General features: G+C 68.5%; 13 protein-coding genes. 1 reads left to right on the plus strand and 12 read right to left on the minus strand.

The genetic code is table 11. The features are described 5' to 3' along the window. From MJ785_RS14325 to MJ785_RS14370, 10 genes are all read right to left on the minus strand, one after another. The coding region (locus tag MJ785_RS14325) for a glycosyltransferase family 39 protein (protein ID WP_239381297.1) at positions 1-1,331 on the minus strand (1,331 nt) is incomplete at its 3' end. Between the two features lie 154 nt (positions 1,332-1,485). Continuing rightward, a complete protein-coding gene (ispH, locus tag MJ785_RS14330; RefSeq protein WP_239373257.1) occupies positions 1,486-3,288 on the minus strand; it encodes a 4-hydroxy-3-methylbut-2-enyl diphosphate reductase in 1,803 nt (600 codons plus the stop codon). Then, on the minus strand, positions 3,285-5,288 hold the full coding sequence (locus MJ785_RS14335) for a terpene cyclase/mutase family protein (protein WP_239308540.1): 2,004 nt from the start codon (positions 5,286-5,288) through the stop codon (positions 3,285-3,287). Before MJ785_RS14335 ends, ispH begins: the two co-directional genes overlap by 4 nt. Before the next feature lie 78 nt (positions 5,289-5,366). Next, entirely contained in the window at positions 5,367-6,383 is a 1,017-nt protein-coding gene (locus MJ785_RS14340; protein ID WP_239308539.1) for a polyprenyl synthetase family protein, read from the minus strand. Further along, complete coding sequence (hpnE, locus tag MJ785_RS14345) at positions 6,380-8,206, minus strand: hydroxysqualene dehydroxylase HpnE (RefSeq protein WP_255727656.1); 1,827 nt, start codon at positions 8,204-8,206, stop codon at positions 6,380-6,382. Before hpnE ends, MJ785_RS14340 begins: the two co-directional genes overlap by 4 nt. Beyond that, the gene (hpnD, locus tag MJ785_RS14350) at positions 8,203-9,108 is read right to left on the minus strand and encodes a presqualene diphosphate synthase HpnD (protein WP_239308538.1); all 906 of its coding nucleotides are present in this window, start codon (positions 9,106-9,108) and stop codon (positions 8,203-8,205) included. The genes hpnE and hpnD overlap by 4 nt, the downstream gene beginning before the upstream one ends. Continuing rightward, positions 9,105-10,121 carry a squalene synthase HpnC gene (gene hpnC / locus MJ785_RS14355; protein WP_239308537.1) on the minus strand — a complete coding sequence of 339 codons (1,017 nt, stop codon included), beginning with the start codon at positions 10,119-10,121 and terminating at the stop codon, positions 9,105-9,107. Before hpnC ends, hpnD begins: the two co-directional genes overlap by 4 nt. A 318-nt stretch (positions 10,122-10,439) precedes the next feature. Continuing rightward, positions 10,440-11,270, minus strand: a complete 831-nt coding sequence (locus MJ785_RS14360; RefSeq protein ID WP_370651431.1) for an SDR family NAD(P)-dependent oxidoreductase — start codon at positions 11,268-11,270, stop codon at positions 10,440-10,442. A gap of 339 nt (positions 11,271-11,609) precedes the next feature. Then, positions 11,610-12,083 carry a DUF192 domain-containing protein gene (locus tag MJ785_RS14365; protein WP_239308536.1) on the minus strand — a complete coding sequence of 158 codons (474 nt, stop codon included), beginning with the start codon at positions 12,081-12,083 and terminating at the stop codon, positions 11,610-11,612. A 98-nt stretch (positions 12,084-12,181) separates the two neighbouring features. Then, positions 12,182-12,832, minus strand: a complete 651-nt coding sequence (locus tag MJ785_RS14370) for a TetR/AcrR family transcriptional regulator (RefSeq protein ID WP_239381299.1) — start codon at positions 12,830-12,832, stop codon at positions 12,182-12,184. 147 nt (positions 12,833-12,979) lie between these two features. Here MJ785_RS14370 and MJ785_RS14375 point away from each other — a divergent pair, with 147 nt between their 5' ends. Beyond that, complete coding sequence (locus MJ785_RS14375) at positions 12,980-15,250, plus strand: MMPL family transporter (RefSeq protein ID WP_239381301.1); 2,271 nt, start codon at positions 12,980-12,982, stop codon at positions 15,248-15,250. Positions 15,251-15,597: 347 nt separating this feature from the next. On the opposite strand, the gene MJ785_RS14380 is transcribed toward MJ785_RS14375, so the two are convergent. Continuing rightward, positions 15,598-15,756 carry a hypothetical protein gene (locus MJ785_RS14380; RefSeq protein WP_239313713.1) on the minus strand — a complete coding sequence of 53 codons (159 nt, stop codon included), beginning with the start codon at positions 15,754-15,756 and terminating at the stop codon, positions 15,598-15,600. Positions 15,757-15,906: 150 nt separating this feature from the next. After that, entirely contained in the window at positions 15,907-16,626 is a 720-nt protein-coding gene (locus MJ785_RS14385) for a hypothetical protein (protein ID WP_239313715.1), read from the minus strand. Positions 16,627-17,205 lie beyond the last annotated feature (579 nt).

Consider the following 17,205-nt stretch of genomic DNA (forward strand, 5'->3'; position numbering starts at 1 on the left):
GCCCGCCACAGCCGGCGCGCCCCGCTCGCGGCCAGAATAACCACTGGTGACAGAGCGGTCATGTGGTAGTGAGGGCCGAGGCCGGCGACAAGGCCGGGCAGCGCCATGGCACTGCCCCACCAGAAGAAGTAGGCGGCGAAGACTCCCAGCACGATGACGGCGAGCAGCAGGTGCCCGGCACGCCGTCCCCCCAGCGCGAGGCCTGTGAGGAGGCCGAACCCGGCAAGGACGACGAGCGCGGTCCCACCGAACAACCAGCCGGGCGCCGCGTCCAACGTCGCGCGGAAAGCTTCCCCGGCAAGACGTCTGGTGAAGGCGACCGTTGGTTCGGACGGCAGGATCCGCCGCGCGCCGAAACCGAAGCGGTCCAACGGGTCGGAGGCGGCAAGCGGCAATATCCGCGCCGATCCGGTGACGTATCGGCAGAAAACCATGATTGTAACGATGAACGGTGCCGCTCCGATCGAGACCCATGCCGCGTGGCGCAGCAGAAGCAGGGGCGAACGTGGCCCGCGGGCCAGGAGGAACGGAAAGCAGAGCGTGGTCACCAGCACGGCGTCGAACGGGCGGGCCGTGGCGGCGAGACCGAGCGCCACGCCCGCGGCCAGCAGCGATGAGCGGGCTCCGGTGCGGGTGCCGCGCAACAGCGCGGCCATCGCGCCCGTCAGAACAGCGGATGTGAACGCATACGCCATCGGCAGCGCCGTGTGTAACAGGGTCAACGGCGACAACGCGAGGAAGAGCGCGGCGGTGAGCGCGGTCGCCACGTCATCGAACAGTTCGCGGGCCAGCCGGTAGGTGGCGGCCACCCAGGCCGTGGCCGCCAGCGCGGGAGCAACAGCCATCGTCCCGAACAGCAGCTGGGACACGGCGAGCATCGCGGGCCAGCCGGGCAGGTACTTGGTGAAGACCCGCCCGTTGTGGACGCCGGTCAGCCATGGGCGGAAGAACGGGTCCACCAGGTTCTGGTCGAGCGTCAGCCGCCCGTGCAGCAGCATCCGGGCCTGGAGCACGTAGGCGGCCTCGTCCGCGTCACCCGAGCCGTGACGGAAAAGCGTCGCCTGGAGCAGCAGGCTCACGGTGAACGAAAACGCGCCGAGAACGAACAGCGCCAAGCCCGGCCTGGACCCGAACACCGGCAGCCGTTGCGCCTGGTCCCGCGGTGACGGCAAGGCCGGCCCCAGCGGCGCGCCGGGAGAGCCCTGCTGATCAAGCCGCTCCCGGCCAGCCTGATCGACCAGCACACCGATGCCGTGAACCAGCGGCAACTGGGCTATGGGGACCGGATCGGTCGACACCTGGCGCATCGGGTGGACCGTAGCAGGACTCACACCGCATGCTTTTCAGCACACACGCACGTTGCCAATGGTAGCCAGAAGCGGGCGCCGTGTAGTCAATGACATCCGTGGACTACCCAACGCCCGTGCCGGCGGCGTGGACCGCACCGCCAGGTACCACACCGCCGAGTACTCCGTGGGCCGAGTACTACTTAGGCTGGCGGCGCAGCTCCTTGGGCAGATGGAACGAGATCGTCTCGGTACCGACCGAACGGACCGCGACCGTGGTCGGTCCAAGACCCGACAACGCCCTGCTCAGCTCGTCCACAAGAGTGGGAGGCGCGGACGCCCCCGCGGAGATGCCGATGGTGTCGGCACCGACCAACCAGCGCATGTCCACCTCACCGACGTCCCCGACGAGGCGGGCCGGCACCCCTTCACGTTCGGTGACATCGACCAGCCGGCGTGAGTTGGCGCTGTTCTGCGACCCGACCACCAGCACCAGATCGGCCTCGATGGCAACCCGCCGGATGGCGTTCTGCCGGTTCGATGTCGCATAGCAGATGTCCGCCGATCCCGGCCCGACCACGGACGGGAAGCGGTCACGCAGCGCGTCGACCACTTCCTCAGCCTCATCCACCGCGAGCGTGGTCTGCATGAGATAGGTGACCCGTTCGGGGTCCTCGACCTCGAGCCTGGCGACGTCATCGGGTGACTCCACCAATGTGATTTTCCCGGGTGCCTCCCCGAGCGTGCCATCGACCTCCTCATGCCCGGAATGCCCGATAAGCAGGACGGTGTCCCCGCGCGCGGTGAACCTGCGAGCTTCCGCGTGGACCTTCTCAACCAGCGGACAGGTGGCGTCGATCACCGACAGGCTGCGATCGCCGGCCTGTTCCCAGACAGCGGGGGCGACTCCGTGCGCGGAGAAGACCACAGTCGCCCCGGCTGGAACCTCATCGAGCTCCTCGACAAAGATCGCACCGCGACGAGCAAGATCAGCTACCACGTGGCTGTTGTGGACGATCTGCTTACGCACGTAGACCGGCGCCCCGTGCATCTCCAGTGCCCGCTCGACCACCTCGATCGCCCGTTCGACGCCGGCACAGAACGCCCTGGGCTCGGCAAGCAGCACCTGACGTGATCCGACAGCCGCTGACCAGCGCCCCAGCACCGGTCCGAGAGTCATCATCGTCCGCAGTCCGGCGATCCCCCGGCGGGCCAGGTCAAAGCGTCCCAACGGCTGTTCGTCGGTGTCGACGATGACGCGGACGATCGCCAGCGGCACCCCGTTCGCCCCCGGCGCGATCTGCGCGGATTCCATGTCCACGGCGATCGCCCCGGTCGCCGCCAGCTCCGCGCGCGCGGTGCCGATCGCCAGCCGGGGCACCGACACGACCGGGCCGACATGGACGGTCAGGCCTGCCCGGCGCAGTTCACCAGCCAGCAGGGGGGCGGACGGGCAGCGCGCGCTCACCGAACCGTCGGAGGTGCGGACCTCGTCGGCCACCACGACGTCCCCCGGCTTGACCCCCGACGCGAGCCCACCGCCGAGACCGACCAGGGCCACCGCATCGGCCCGGGCCTCCCGGATGATCCGGATGGACCGGTTGGCCTGAGCGGGGCCCATTCCGGTCCGGATGAGGATCGTGCCCGCGGGCAGACCGGAGCGGGCCGCGGCCCAGGCCTCCAGCCGCAACGGCGCGGCCACGACCAGCCTCGGCCGGCGCCGGGCCGCCGCGGACAGGGCTGGTGCGCCAGCCTGGCCCAGCTCGGCCCCAGCCGAGGAGGACCCGGTTATCGACGATCTGGCCGTGATTGTCGACGTGGCGACGACCGGCGTGCCAGGGGTCACGGCGTCGGCCGCCTGGACGGCCGGTGCTGCCTGCGGTGCTGGTGATACCTGCGGTGCTGGCGCTGCCTGCGGTGTCCGGGATGCCGGGAGCGCCGACGGCTTGGATGCTTCGGCGGGACCCGCTGTCCGTGATGTGTCCGGTGCCGAGAAAGTCATGATGCGGACCCGCCACTCAGGTATCGGCCGAGCGCGGTCAGCGGGAAGCTCAGCCGATACAGATGGTAGTTGATCGAAAAATCTCCAGGGAACCCGGTGCCCGTGTAGTACGGCTCGTCCCAGGTTCCGTCCGGCCGCTGCGTGTCAACCAGCCAACGCACTCCCCGTTCGACCGCGGGAGCGGCCGGGGCGGCGGCGAGCAGCGCGAGCAGCGCCCACGCCGTCTGCGAAGCGGTTGGCTCACCACGGCCGATCCAGGCGTCATCGGTGTAGGAGCGTAGGTCCTCACCCCAGGCGCCGTCAGGTCTTTGATGCTCGATCAGCCACCGGACGGCCCGAGTGATCGCCGGATGGTCGGCGGACACCCCCGCGGCAATCAGGGCCGGCACGACCGCGCCGGTACCGTAGAGATGGTTGACGCCCCAGCGACCGAACCACGAACCGCCCGCTTCCTGGTTGGCCAGCAACCAGCTCACCGCCCGCTCGGTGATGGGATTGCGGGCCTGGCCGACCTCGACGAGCATTTCCACCATGTGCGCGGTCACATCCGCGGACGGTGGATCGATCACCTCACCGAAGTCGCAGAAGGGCAGCTTCGTAGGAAGCGTCCGGGTGTTGTCAGCGTCGAAGGCCCCCCATGCGCCGTCCGCCGAGCGCATCCCGATCGCCCAGTCCACACCGCGGCGTTCGGCTGCCCGCAGCCGGGCCGCGAGGGTGGGATCCACCGTTTCGATCCCACCGGCCCCAGTACCAGCGGCCTCGATCCCGCCGGTCCCGATCCCGCCGATCCCGCCGATACCGCTGTACGGCTGCAGCAGGCGGCGGATGGCCAGCACGACCTCGGCGGTGTCGTCGACGTCGGGGTACCCGTCGTTGTCGAACTCGAACGCCCAGCCACCGGGGGCCAACGCTGGACGCTTGACCGCCCAGTCGCCGGAAATGGTGACCTCCTCGTCCGCGAGCCAGCGGGCCGCGCGCACCATGGCCGGGTGGTCGGCGGCAAGACCCGCATCACGCAGAGCAACGACGGCGAGCGCGGTGTCCCACACCGGGGACTGGCAGCACTCCAGCCGGCGGACCATCCCCTCCGGCCTCCGCTCCCGGATTGTGTAACGCTCCAGGCCACGCAGCCCGGTCGCGATCACCGGATGGTTCATGGGGTAGCCGAGCATGGTCAGCGCCATGATCGAATAAATCCAGGGCGGCTGGATGCCGCCCCAGCAGCCGTCGGCCTCCTGCCGGGCGATGATCCATTCGGCGGCTCGGCGCATCGCGTGCCGGCGGAGCAGCTTCAGCGGGCGGCGCTCGTACCGGTGCAGCAACGCGTCCATCCGCTGGAACGCGCCCGTCCAGGACCGCAGCGGTGCCAGCGGCCGCGCCGGGAACTCGACCTTGAGCTCGTCGATCCCGAAGCCGAGCGAGCGCTTGGGCCGGAACGTGCCGACGATGGCCAGCGGCACGATCGACTGCCGGGCCCAGCAGCCGAAGTCGTACAGGTTGAGCGGAAACCACGACGGCAGCAGCACGAGCTCGGGCGGCATGACCGGCAGGTCGTCCCAGGACCACTCGCCGAACATCGCCAGCCAGATCCGGGTGAACACCCGGGTGGCGGCGGGTCCGCCGTTCTCCCGGACGTACGCCGCGGCGGCCCGCATGTGCGGGGCATCCGGACTGTCCCCGGCAAGCCGCAGCGCGATGTAGCCCTCAAGGGTCGTGCTGAGGTCCGGCGGGCCACCGTAGTAGGTCGTCCAGGTGCCGTTCTCGGTCTGGCGCGAACGGATCCAGCGGGCGGTCTGCTCAAGCACATCAGGGGTGAGGATGTCGAGGAACACGCGGAATAGCAGGTCCTCCACCTCAATGGTGATGTTGGTCTCGAGCTCGCCTTTCCACCAGCCCTGGTCGGACTGCAACGACAGCAGGTGATCTCTGGCCCGGACGGCGGCTGCCGTCACCGTGTCGGAGAAGACCTGGGATTCCCGGTAGTCGGTGGTCGAGCTCATCAGCGGCTCCCGTCCACATGTCGGTCCCGGTGTGGTGTGAACTCCCGGTCCAGTACGAACAGCAGTGTCATAGCCAGATCACCGATCCCGTTCCGTTACAAAACGGGCGAGGGCGAGCAGTTCGGCTTCCACGAGCGACGGCAGGGCCAACGACGCCAGCAGTTCGGCGCACGCGTCAAGTTGGCGATCAGCCTCAGCCGTGGTCCAGTCACGGCCACCGGCGCGTTGAACCAGCTCGGCGGCACGGTGCAGGTCGCTTTCGGTCGGCTCTCCGGTGGCGGCGAGGAAGGCGCGCAGTTCGTCGGCTTCGGCGCCACCCGCCTCCAGGGCCACCACGACCGGGACCGACTTCTTGCGCGAGCGCAGATCCGACAGGACCGGCTTACCGGTCACCGCCGGGTCGCCCCAGATACCGAGCAGATCGTCCACCAGCTGGAAGGCTGTCCCCAGCCGCGATCCGAACTCGGCGAGACCATCGACGAGGCGGGCCGGAGCGCCGGCGAGCACCGCCCCGATCGCGGTCGAACAGGACAGTAGCGCGCCGGTCTTGCCGTCCTCCATCGTCAGCGTGTCCGCGACGGTGATGTCGTTGCGGGTTTCGAAATGCAGATCCTCGGCCTGGCCGCGGACAAGGTCCTGGACGCCCGCCCCGAGCATCACCGCGGCACGGCGTCCGACCTCCCCGTCGACCTCCAGCAGCACCTGGGTAGCCAGCCCCAGCAAGGCGTCACCAGCGAGGATGGCGCCGTCGGCACCGAACACCGTCCAGGCTGTGGGGCGGTGCCGACGCTCGGTGTCGCCATCCATGAGGTCGTCGTGCAGCAGTGAGAAGTCATGGATGAGCTCGACGGCGACCGCGCCGGGAAGCCCGACCTCGACGGCGGCACCAGCCGCCTCAGCCGACAGCAACGCCAGCGCCGGACGCACCAGTTTGCCGCCGCTGCCCGCGAGCGGGTTACCTTCCGCGTCGATCCAGCCGCGGTGGTAGGCAACCACACGGCGCAGCCGAGGGTGCAGCCGGTCGACAGCGGCGCGCAGCGCCGGCACTGTCAGGGTCCGGCCCCGCTCGATCGCATCGGGAACCAAAGTGGTCATGCCGGGAATCCCCCTGTCGGTGCCGCCGCCGAAGGCGTGGTCGTGGTCGATGTCGATGTCGTGGTTGATGTCGTGGTCGGTACCGATGCCGTGGTCTGCGCCGATCGCACGGACGGTGCCGGAAGCGCTGTCGATGCTGACTGGCGGTCAGCATCGGGTGGGTCGCCCGGGCGGCCCGTCACCCCGGGGGTCGATGATCCTGATGGGGTAGAAGACGACGGTCCCTCGCCCGGGACGTTGGCCTCAGGCGTCCGGGAGGATTGTGACGTTTTGCACGGATCATCCACTGACGCCCCGCATCCACCCATGCGCGTTGAAGCACCGCCAGCTGTTTCGACCACAGGCAGCAACCTGCGGGTCGAACCGGGCGACGGGGGGCCGGGCCGCCAGCCGCCGAGCGCCACCTTCGCGGCGGCGAGACCGCTGCGGACAGCGCCCTCCATAGTCGCGGGCCAGCCCGTGTCGGTCCACGCACCGGCGAGCGCGAGTCCCGGCAGCGCCGTGGCGGGACCGGGGCGCAGCGCATACGTGCCGGGCGCCTGGCGGAACGTTGCCGTGCGTTCGCGGGTCACGAACACCTCGATCGCCTCGGCGTTTCGCGCGGCCGGCAGCAACCGGCGCATCTCCTCGACGAAGATGGCGCGGATCTCAGCGGCCGGCCGGTCGATCCACTCATCGGCGGCCGACAGCGAGATCGCCAGATACTGCGCGCCCGCACGCGACGGGTGATCCGCTCCGGCCCCCGCGGCGGGCGGGGATGCCGCGATCCCGCTCGACGCGGTGCGGTCGAAGACCCACTGGACCGGGGATCCGACCACCGCGAGAAACGGGCACTCCAGCACTGTGCGGTCATAGATCATGTGGACGTTGACGATCGGCGCGGAGCCAAGATCGGCAAAACGGTCCTGGTTCTCGACCGCGCCCGCCGGCAGCAGGGCCGCGGCCGCCGGTGGAGGCACGGCAAGAATCACCGAGTCGGCATCGATCGGGCCGCTGTCGGTGACCACACGCCAACCGGACGCTGTTTTCGTCAGCTCACGGACCTTCACACCGGTCCGGACCTCCGCCCCGACATCAGCGAGCTCCGCCGCGGCGGCCTCGCCGTGCAGCCGCTGGAGGGGGACATCGGCCCAGCCGATGTCCCCGGCGTCCGCCCGCTCAAGCAGACCGGTACGCACGACAGTGGCGGCCAGGCCCAGTGAGGCCGAATCCGCCGGGGCGTTGAGGGTGGCGACGGTCAGGAGCTCCCACAAAGCCTCGATGGTTGCCGGTGACTGTCTCTGGCCAGCCAGCCAGCTGCCGAACGAGGCGCCGTCGACCTCGGGCCGGCTCGGGTCGAGCCGGCCAAGCCGGTAGGCCGCGAGGGCCGCACGCAACCGTTGACCGATCGGGAACGCCCGGTATCCCAGCAGGGCCGGGGTCAGGTGCAACGGCGCCGGCCACGGGATGCGGGTGCGCCGTAGCCGGGCCCGCGCGCCCGACCTGGCGAGCAGCACCGGGACGTCCAGCCGATCCTGCAACGTGGTCAGGTGCACGACCCCGAGGCGACGCAGGAACGCCCGGTAGGCCGTGCAGCAGCGCATGAAGACGTGCTGGCCGGTGTCGACCCACATACCGTCCCGGGCGAACGAGGCGGTCGCCCCGCCCAGGCGCGGCCGTGCCTCCAGCACGGTCACGTCGGCCCCGGCGTCGGCGGCAACCAACGCCGCCGACAGGCCGGCCAGACCGCCCCCGACCACGACCAGCCGGTGCGTCCCGTGACCGGGTGCCGTGGCGACAGCAGGCGGAGCCGGCGTCGGCTGGGGCGTCACGGACACGCTCATACGACCGACACCTCCGGACGGCCGGCCAGGCTGCGGGCTGCGACCACGGCTTTCTCCCATCCGGGCAGTGACAGCCGCTCCTGCAGGACGGGCGTCGGGTCCGTCCTGATCCGGCGGTTGAGCCGCAGGTAAATACCGGCCATCGCCCCACAGCATGCGGCGCTTCGACGGTCGAGCATGCCCAGGAGTTTCAGGCCCCGCGCGTACCAGTCGTCGGCGCGGCGCGCGCAGGTACGCAGATACTCGACAAGCGCGTCGGATGGACCGCCGAGCTGCCCGTTCGAGCCCACTGCGAGGGTGATACCGGCCTTGTCCAGCTCAGCCCGCGGCAGATAGACCCGGCCGATAATCAGATCCTCCCGGACATCTCGCAGAATGTTGGTCTGCTGCAGGGCTATCCCGAGTTCGTCGGCGACCGTGGCGGCGTTGGAGTTCGCCCGGGCCGCCTCAGTGCCGAAGATTCCCAGGGACAGCCGCCCGATGGTGCCGGCCACCCGCCGGCAGTATCCGACAAGATCATCAAAGGATTCGTAGGTGATCCCCTGCAGGTCCATCTCAACGCCGTCGATCAGCTCACGGAAGGCATCCACCGGGATGGGGAAACGCCGGCAGGCGTCGCTGAGCGCCACCAGGACCGGATCCGAGCTGGACGCGCCGAGACCCGCGATATCAGCACGGGCCGCTGCCAGGCGGACGATTTTCTCAGCCACGGGAAGATCACCGTCACCGATGTCGTCGAGCCTGCGGGCGAAGGCGTAGACCGCGGAAAGAGCCGCCCGTTTTTCCGCCGGGAGCAGCCGGATGCCATAGGAGAAGTTACGTGCGGCCGCCCGGGTGAGGCTTTCACAAGCGGCGTACGCCTCAACGACTGTAGGCGGTCGCAGGGGCCCATTGACGGTCATTCGCCACCTCCGTGCCCGCTGGGCTTCGCGATAGTCCCGCCGCCAGTGACCAGCGGAGGGAGCCCGAGTCGTGCCGCACGAGCGGCCCGGCGGGCGGACGGTGTCACCGAGGCGAGGGCCACGGTCATGCCATACCGTGCGATCCGCGCCTTCGGCGCGGTGGGAGCACCACCCAGGACGTCCCAGCGGGCCCGCACGATCGCGTCCAGCGCGGCGCGGCCACCGCCGACGAACCCCGCGAGAACAAGCCGCAGCCGGCCGTTCACCAGCCCGACCAGTGGAGTGCCTTCGTCGAGGATGCGGCGTGCGCGCCGGACCTGAAAAGCCATCAGGTCCTGGAACGCGGGCCCCGCGCCGGGGCGTGCCAGATCCTGTTCACGGACCCCGAAGCTGGCGAGATCCTCACGGGGCAGGTAGATCCGCCCAGCTGTGAAGTCCTCGGCCACGTCCTGACAGTGCTCGACGATCTGGAGCGCCGTGCAGACACGGTCCGACAGGGCGACCCGATCAGGCGTGTCGACACCGAAGATCCCCAGCACCATGCGACCGACCGGATCCGCGGACAGAGTGCAATAACGCAGCAGGTCGTCGAAGGTGTCATAACGGGTGACAAGCTGGTCCTGCCGGTTGGCCGCGACGAGCCGGTGAAACGGCTCGGGATCCAGGCCGCACTCCCGGACGGTCGGCACCAGCGCCCGGTTGACTGGGAGAGTCGGCGTTCCCGCCCAGATCCGTTCAAGATCTTCTTCTAGCGTATCGAGCAGGGCGAGCCGGTCGCCGCTCGCCTCGTCCCCGATGTCATCGACGAGCCGGGCGAATCCGTAGATGGCAAACAGGTGCTGCCGCTGCCGGGCCGGGAGAATCAGCGGAGACACCGTGAAGTTCTCGGCGGAAGCCGCCCTCAGCACATCCTGAGGCGAGGACGTGAGGGCCTCGCCGCCGGGCAGCGGCGCGCCGGATGTTCCCGTCGGCCCGCCTGGCGCTGGGCCGATCGTTGCGTCGCTAGCAGTCATGCGCCTCCCCCTCGTCAGCGGTTGGGCCTGGCGCGAACCGCCGGAGCAACCCGACGGTGCGCTCGAACAGGTCAACTTTCTAGATCCATCGGGTCTCCGGCGGTGCGGGAACAGCGACAGTCGTGCCGCCGCCGGCCGGCGGAACCATCAAGGCCACCAGCGGGGGAACGCCATCTGGCGCACACCCGCGGCGCTCGCTGGTCACCACCGCGAAGCCGTCCAGCCAGCGGTCCCACGCCGGTCGCGCGGCCGGTGGACGGGGTCCCGTCCAGGTGCCATGGGCGACCCACACCCAAACAACTTACGGTAGCGACCCACCTACCCGAAGACACTCGCCAGCCGCCGGTAGAGCGGCGGCGCGGCTCCGTTTACGCGGGCGGCAAGCGACAGCCAGCGGGGCACCCACACCTCGGCCTGTCCCCGTCCAGCCGCGAACAGCATGCGCTCGGCGACAAGGCGGGCTGGTTGAGGACGTGGCCACCTTCGGACGTACGGCGCTCCACGGCGGTGGAAGAAAGAGGTGTCAACCGCCCCGGGGAAGCACAGAGTAACCGAAACGCCCCGGCCAGAAACCTCGGAACGTAGCGCGTTCGCAAACCCGACCAGAGCCGCCTTGGTCGCCGAGTAGGCAACCTCACCACGGACGCCGAGAGCGCCGGCAATGCTGCCCACCAGAAGGATGCGCCCGTGCCCGCGTTCCAGCATGGCGGGAAGCACCGATCGGACGAGCGCCATCGGCGACAACAGGTTGATGGCCACCAGCTCGACGAGAGACTCGTGGGAAAGCTGGTCGTAGGGCCCCGCCGAGCCAAGGCCAGCCGCACAGACCAGTAGGTCCAGGTCACCGAGGAGATCCTCAGCACGGCGCGTTACCATGGACTCCGACCCTAGAACAGACAGGTCGACGGCAATTCGATGCCCCTCCGTCGATGCCGCGACCTCGTCAAGCGCCACGCCGTTACGGCCGACCAGCAGGACCTGACAGTTCATCGCGGCGAGGAGCAGCGCCGCCTCCCTGCCGATACCACTGCTGGCGCCAGTGACGATCGCGGTCTTGGGCGGCCACCCCCGGTTACCGCCGAAACGGGACGGCTCGGCGACAACGTGCAAACGGCTGTCCGGAACAGTGGGACGGGCCGGTGTGTGCACAACAAAACCCTCCGGTCGCGCGGTGGTCGCCTCCTCCCGGGATGGGAGACGGTCGCGGTCAGGCCTTCGGAACCTGGGTGTCGACAGCGCTGGCGACAAACGGTCGGCCACGTTCGGCCTAGCCCTATTTCATCGCCCCACGGCCGGAACGTCCATCGTCGGCTGGGCGACACCACGCCGAAAGCCCTGTCGGACCCGTCACGTCAACGACGGATCCACACTGCAAGCACTACATGGCATCCCATCGACATTCCCCCAAAATAGGATTGCCGACTTGTAGCTCTTCTCACATCGGAACGTCGATTTTGCATCACCGACACACTGCCGCCCTTGATGTGGCTAGCCGAATTCGATCATGTCACCTGGACGTGTGCCAGCGTTTCTAAAGGTACCCCCAGGCGCTTCGACTACCTCTGTGTAGACCGAGTCGGCCCGATAGATCTCGCAACGTTGTGAGTCGGCCTCGGAACACGGCATCATCTCACGAACCGTGACAACCCGCCCGTACCTGGCAAAGACAACGGACAGCGGCAACAGCGTCCGGTACATGTAAAAACCCGCCGAAGACTCACCGTTGAAGATGAAGAGCATCCCCGTTCCGGCAGGAAGTGACGTACGGCCCATAAGCCCCCGCGCCCGCGCCGCCGGCGTGTCCGCGATCTCCGTGACAAGGGTAACTGTGCCAACCCGCACCTTCGTGGTCACCGGCGGCCCGCCGCGCGCGCCCGAACCTTCCGTCGCGGCCAGACAGACAGCGGCTCCGGCAAGCGGTAAAGCGACCAGCAGAAGCACCTGACGTGACCAGAACACCATTCGGACGCTACTCCGCCGGCAGCACAAGGTCCCCCTTACCGGTCGATTTCGCGGGGCGCCCCGTTACGCCACGATCGCCATCAGCCATCCCTGAAAACTCAGCATCCGAGAGCCGCGAGCGCGGCCTCAACGACCTCCTGCCGAACGTCGTCAGGAACCAACGGCTGGTCAACTTTATCACCGGCCACCACCGCGCCGGCCGCCCCCAGGCTGCTCCCATTGCTGGGAGTGGACGCGGCACGGGCCAGCGCTCGTCGTGCCAGCGCGGTCCCGAGGATACCGGCCTGCACGCACCCCACGGCGCAACGCGCCCGCAGAATCCGTAACTCAGTGGGATCGGGCCCAGCAAGAGCGGCGACAATCGCATCCTGATGAGATGCAATGTCACCCTTGCCGATCTGTCGATGGATCACTGACGGATCGTTGACGAAGGCGAACAGCACAGCGCCCGGCCCGGCCATTGCCTCGACCAGACCCTCGATGATCGCCCGAGCCGAAGCCGGTGGATCAACGCGCGAGAGATCCCTCACATGACCGAACGCCTCTACGAACGGCTGGACCACTGCATCCAGAATCATGTCCTTGGACGCGAAGTGGTAGTAGAGAGCGGCTTTCGTCATACCAAGCCGCTCCGCAATGTCACGAATTGATGTCCCCGCGTAACCCTGTTCGTTGAAGAGCTGCACAGCGACAGCGAGAATCCGGTCGCGCGTGTCCCCCGTGCTAGCGCGCGGTACGCGGCCGGACATCGTCGCCCACACCCCTCTCACCGGGAGGTCGGTAGCGAAGAACCTATACCCTCGCCAAGCAGACCCATATTTACTGACCGATCGGTAAACTACCCCGATCGGCCGATCACCCTGACCCGTCCATCGGCCCAGACCGGGGGGAAACCCGTGGCATCGCTCGCGCGTTGGTGCTTCCGTCACCGCTGGATCGTCCTACTGTTGTGGTTCGCCGCCCTGCTCGGCTTCGGCGGGGCCGCCTACGCTGTCGGCACCGACTACAAGAACAACTTCTCGCTCCCCGGAACCGAGTCACAGCAGGCTATCGACCTGCTCAAACACGAGTTCCCCGCGGCATCCGGAGAGACCGCCAGCATCGTGCTGCACGCCCGCTCCGGCACCCTCTACAACCCCGTGCTCGAGGCGGACGCCGCCGCGATGCTCCAGCGGGTCGCCAGCCTCCCGCATGTCGTCGATGTGACGAGCCCATTCGAACCGCGGGGCGCGGAGCAGTTCACCAGGAGCGGAACAACGGCATTCGCCACGGTCGCGCTGGATGATCAGGCGGTTGACATCCCCCGCGACGACCTCAAAGCGATCATAGACACCGCCCGCGAGGCCGATGGCGGGGCACTCCAGGTGGAGCTGTCCGGCAGCGCGGTGTCCATTGTGGAGCAGCCCCAGCAGAACACGAGCGAGCTCCTCGGTGTCGTAGCTGCCGCGATCATCCTGTTCATCGCCTTCGGGACCCTGCTGGCGATGACGCTGCCCCTGGTAGCCGCGGTCATCGCCCTCGGCGTCGGGATGGCCTGCATCGGTCTGGTGTCACATGTGATGTCCATCGCCCAGTTCGGACCGACACTGGCAACCCTCATCGGTCTGGGCGTGGGCATCGACTACGCTCTGTTCATCGTCAACCGGCACCGGATCGGCCTGCGAGCGGGCAAGACGCCGGAGGAAGCAGCCGTCACGGCTATCAACACATCCGGGCGGGCTGTCCTGTTCGCGGGGCTCACCGTGTGCATCGCCCTGCTCGGTATGTACGCCCTCGGCGTGACGTTCCTCTACGGCGTCGCGGTCTCCGCGACCCTCACCGTGTCGTTGACCATGGCGACCGCGGTGACCCTGCTGCCAGCGCTGCTCAGCTTCTACGGCATGAAGGTGCTCGGGCGGGCCGAGCGCGTCAAGCTCACCCACAAAGGCCCGGAACCCGCGCGTCCGTCCGGATTCTGGTGGCGCTCGGCGCGTCGGATCGAACGGCGGCCGGCTATGTACGCGGCGGTGTCCGCCACCCTGATTCTGATTACCGCGCTGCCCTTCTTCGCCCTGCGGCTCGGTAGCGGGGATGAGGGCAACGGCTCGCCGTCGAGGACTTCCCGGCGCGCATATGATCTTCTTGCCAGTGGGTTCGGGCCCGGTTTCAACGGCCCGTTCACCCTGGTCGCCGCGATCCGTTCCCCCGCTGACACGGAGACTCTCGACACGGTGGTGACCGCGCTGCGCGCCGAGCCCGGGGTCGCGTTCGTCACGCCACCGCGGTCAAGCCCGAACGGACAGGCCTCGACAGTGGCGCTGTTCCCAACGACCAGCCCGCAGGACGCGCGGACGGCGGCCCTGCTCAAGCGCCTGCGCAACACGATCATCCCGCGGGTGACCGCGGGCAGCGCTCTGGACGTCAAGGTGGGTGGCGCGACCGCGACCTACCAGGATTTCTCCGACGTCCTGACGAGCAAGCTCCCGCTTTTCATCGGCGTGGTCGTGGCGCTGGCGTTCAGCCTGCTCGTAGCGGTGTTCCGTAGTGTCATCGTCCCGCTCACCGCATCCGTGATGAACCTGCTGGCTGTCGGTTCGGCGTTCGGCGTGATTGTCGCGATCTTCCAGTGGGGATGGCTGGCGGGCATTGTCGGCGTCAAGGGCGGTCCGATAGAACCGTTCCTGCCAGTGATGCTGTTCGCGATTCTCTTCGGCCTGTCCATGGACTACGAGGTCTTCCTGGTGAGCCGGATGCACGAGGAGTGGCTGGTCCGCCGGGACAACCGGATCGCGGTCTCACTCGGCCAGGCCGAAACCGGCCGGGTGATCACGGCCGCGGGCGCAATCATGACGTTGGTCTTCGCCTCCTTCACGCTCGCGGACGACCGAGTGATCAAACTGTTCGGCCTGGGACTCGCGGTCGCCGTCCTGATCGACGCCTTCGTCGTCCGCGCCCTGCTGGTGCCGGCACTCATGCACCTGTTCGGGCCGGCAAACTGGTGGCTGCCCCGCTGGCTTGATCATCTGTTGCCAAGCGTATCGGTAGAGGCACCTGAGGAAATCGAGGAGATCCGCAACAGGCCAGTGCCCGCCGAAGTCATCACCCCGGCGGACGAAGACGGCGTCGCGGATCAGGCAACCGTCTCCACCCGCCTGCCACCGACCTGGCGAGCCGACAACCACGCCTGAAAGCGGCAATCACACCTGAAAACTCAGCGCGACCGGCCATAGGGGACGCGGCGCCGCGGGGCCAGGGCACGCACCTCGCCGCATCGCTCCCCCATCCATCGCCGCGCGACGCATGGGTACCCTGGCCCGCCGGCCACCGCCCCAAGGACCAGGGTGACTCCCTGCGCCGCCTTGCGACGCACGCACCCCAGCCCCGCACCTTGATCCGCGCCCCTCGTGCCGGGCGCTCTTATTTCTGGATCTTCAGCCCAGGGACTGCCAGCCGATTGCGCGGCACGGGGGCACCCCGCGGCGGCGCGGAATGCCCCCGTGCTGACGGTCCGAGGAGGACTCCTCGGACCGCCCGGTCACACCAGGTCTCGCACCCGGCAGAAGCGGTAGTTCCGCGTAGGCCACGCACTACCCATCACCTTCGGCATCTTCGGCGCGAACACGACCAGGGCGCCGTAAGCCGGCATGAGCCGCATCGGCGCGAAGTTCGCCTGGCCGCGGACCGTGGTGGACAAAGCAGTTGCCCCTCTCCGTTGGCCACCCTCCTGACAGGCACCTTACAGATACCATCCGCATCGATATAGCTACTCTAAGTAATCGGAGTGTCGCGACAGCCTCGATCGCACGAGCGCTGGCGGCGCGCCCGGGAAGCATCGTCCAGCGGTTCAGGCCAACAGCTCGAGGTCGACCACGGTGACGAGGCCAGCGGCCAGCACCCATTCGCCGAGGCGGACGATGTAGTCCGGCAACCGCCGTGCGGCCGGGCCAGGCTCATCGCGAAGCAGCCCCGGGACCCCCTGTCCGGAGAGGTTGCTGCGGACGGTGGCGAGCCGCGAGCGGACGTAGTTGTCGTCGCGGTTGACCCGACGGGCGATCTCCCGGTATGTGGCGAACGGCGCATGGTTGTCACCCGTGCGCAATCGTGGTTCACACAGCGCTACCAGCAACAGACGTTCAGTCTGGGTCAACCGAACAATAAGCTGCACTGTGTCCTGCTCGCGGGCTACCGGCTGGCGGCGGTAGTGCACCACGCCGATCCCGTGCCGCTCACCATCCGTGCCGACCGCGACGATCTGGAACTCGGCGAGGCCCGCTGAGACCGCCGTCGCCGGGGACAGGATGCGATGTGTGTCCCCGTCCGCGGTCAACACCAGGAGCGGATGACGGCCGGTGTTGCTGATGACGATCGCGCCTTCACTTTCGGCCAGCGTTCCAGCACGGCGGGACACCAGGAGATCCTGCGGATCAGCCCCGAAGGGAATGTCGCAGCCGGCGCGGCCGAACGTCAATCGCCGTCCAGCCCCGAGCGCCCACCGCCGCCCACTGGCAGTGATCCTTGCGACGACGACCAGCGGTGCCGCATCCGGTACCCCTCTTGCGACCATGCGCTCCCGTCGCCCCTCTCATCCCAACCACCCGATGAGCCTAACTGTGAACAGACCCGGCGGCTGTCATCTACAGGTCACGATCTCCGCGTGAATCCGCAGGTCAAGAAGGCCGAGCAGCTTGCCTTCCGCGGGGGAGCACCCCTGCTCCGGTGCGGGGGCGCTCTGTTCGGGCGGACGCGGGCACGGCAACATCTGTTTTGCGCCCACCGGCAGAGCACGACCGGATGCCGCGGGCGCGCCTCGGCTGGGGGGCCGAGGCGGGGGTGGCACTGGGGGGAGAAGAAATAGCCGGAAACCGGCGGGCTGGCGACGGAGGGGGTCGCCAGCCCGCCGGTACGCCGTCCGGTGCTCCAGAGCGTCTCATCACCAGCAGGCAGGGCTGCTGTGACCACCACAACCCCTGCTCGCCATGATCCGGGCAGCGATCGCGATCAGCGCGGTACTGCGGGCACGCCCAAGGCGGCCGGGATCTTCACGCATCCTGATTCCACACCCGGTTCAAGGCATTTATATCGTTTCACCCGTTCTATACCATGAGGACCCTCATGTCCGTGGTGCCGCGCGCATGTCATGCCG

Origin of the sequence: Protofrankia sp. CiT1, from assembly GCF_917627335.1 — a bacterium.
Taxonomy (GTDB): domain Bacteria; phylum Actinomycetota; class Actinomycetes; order Frankiales; family Frankiaceae; genus Protofrankia.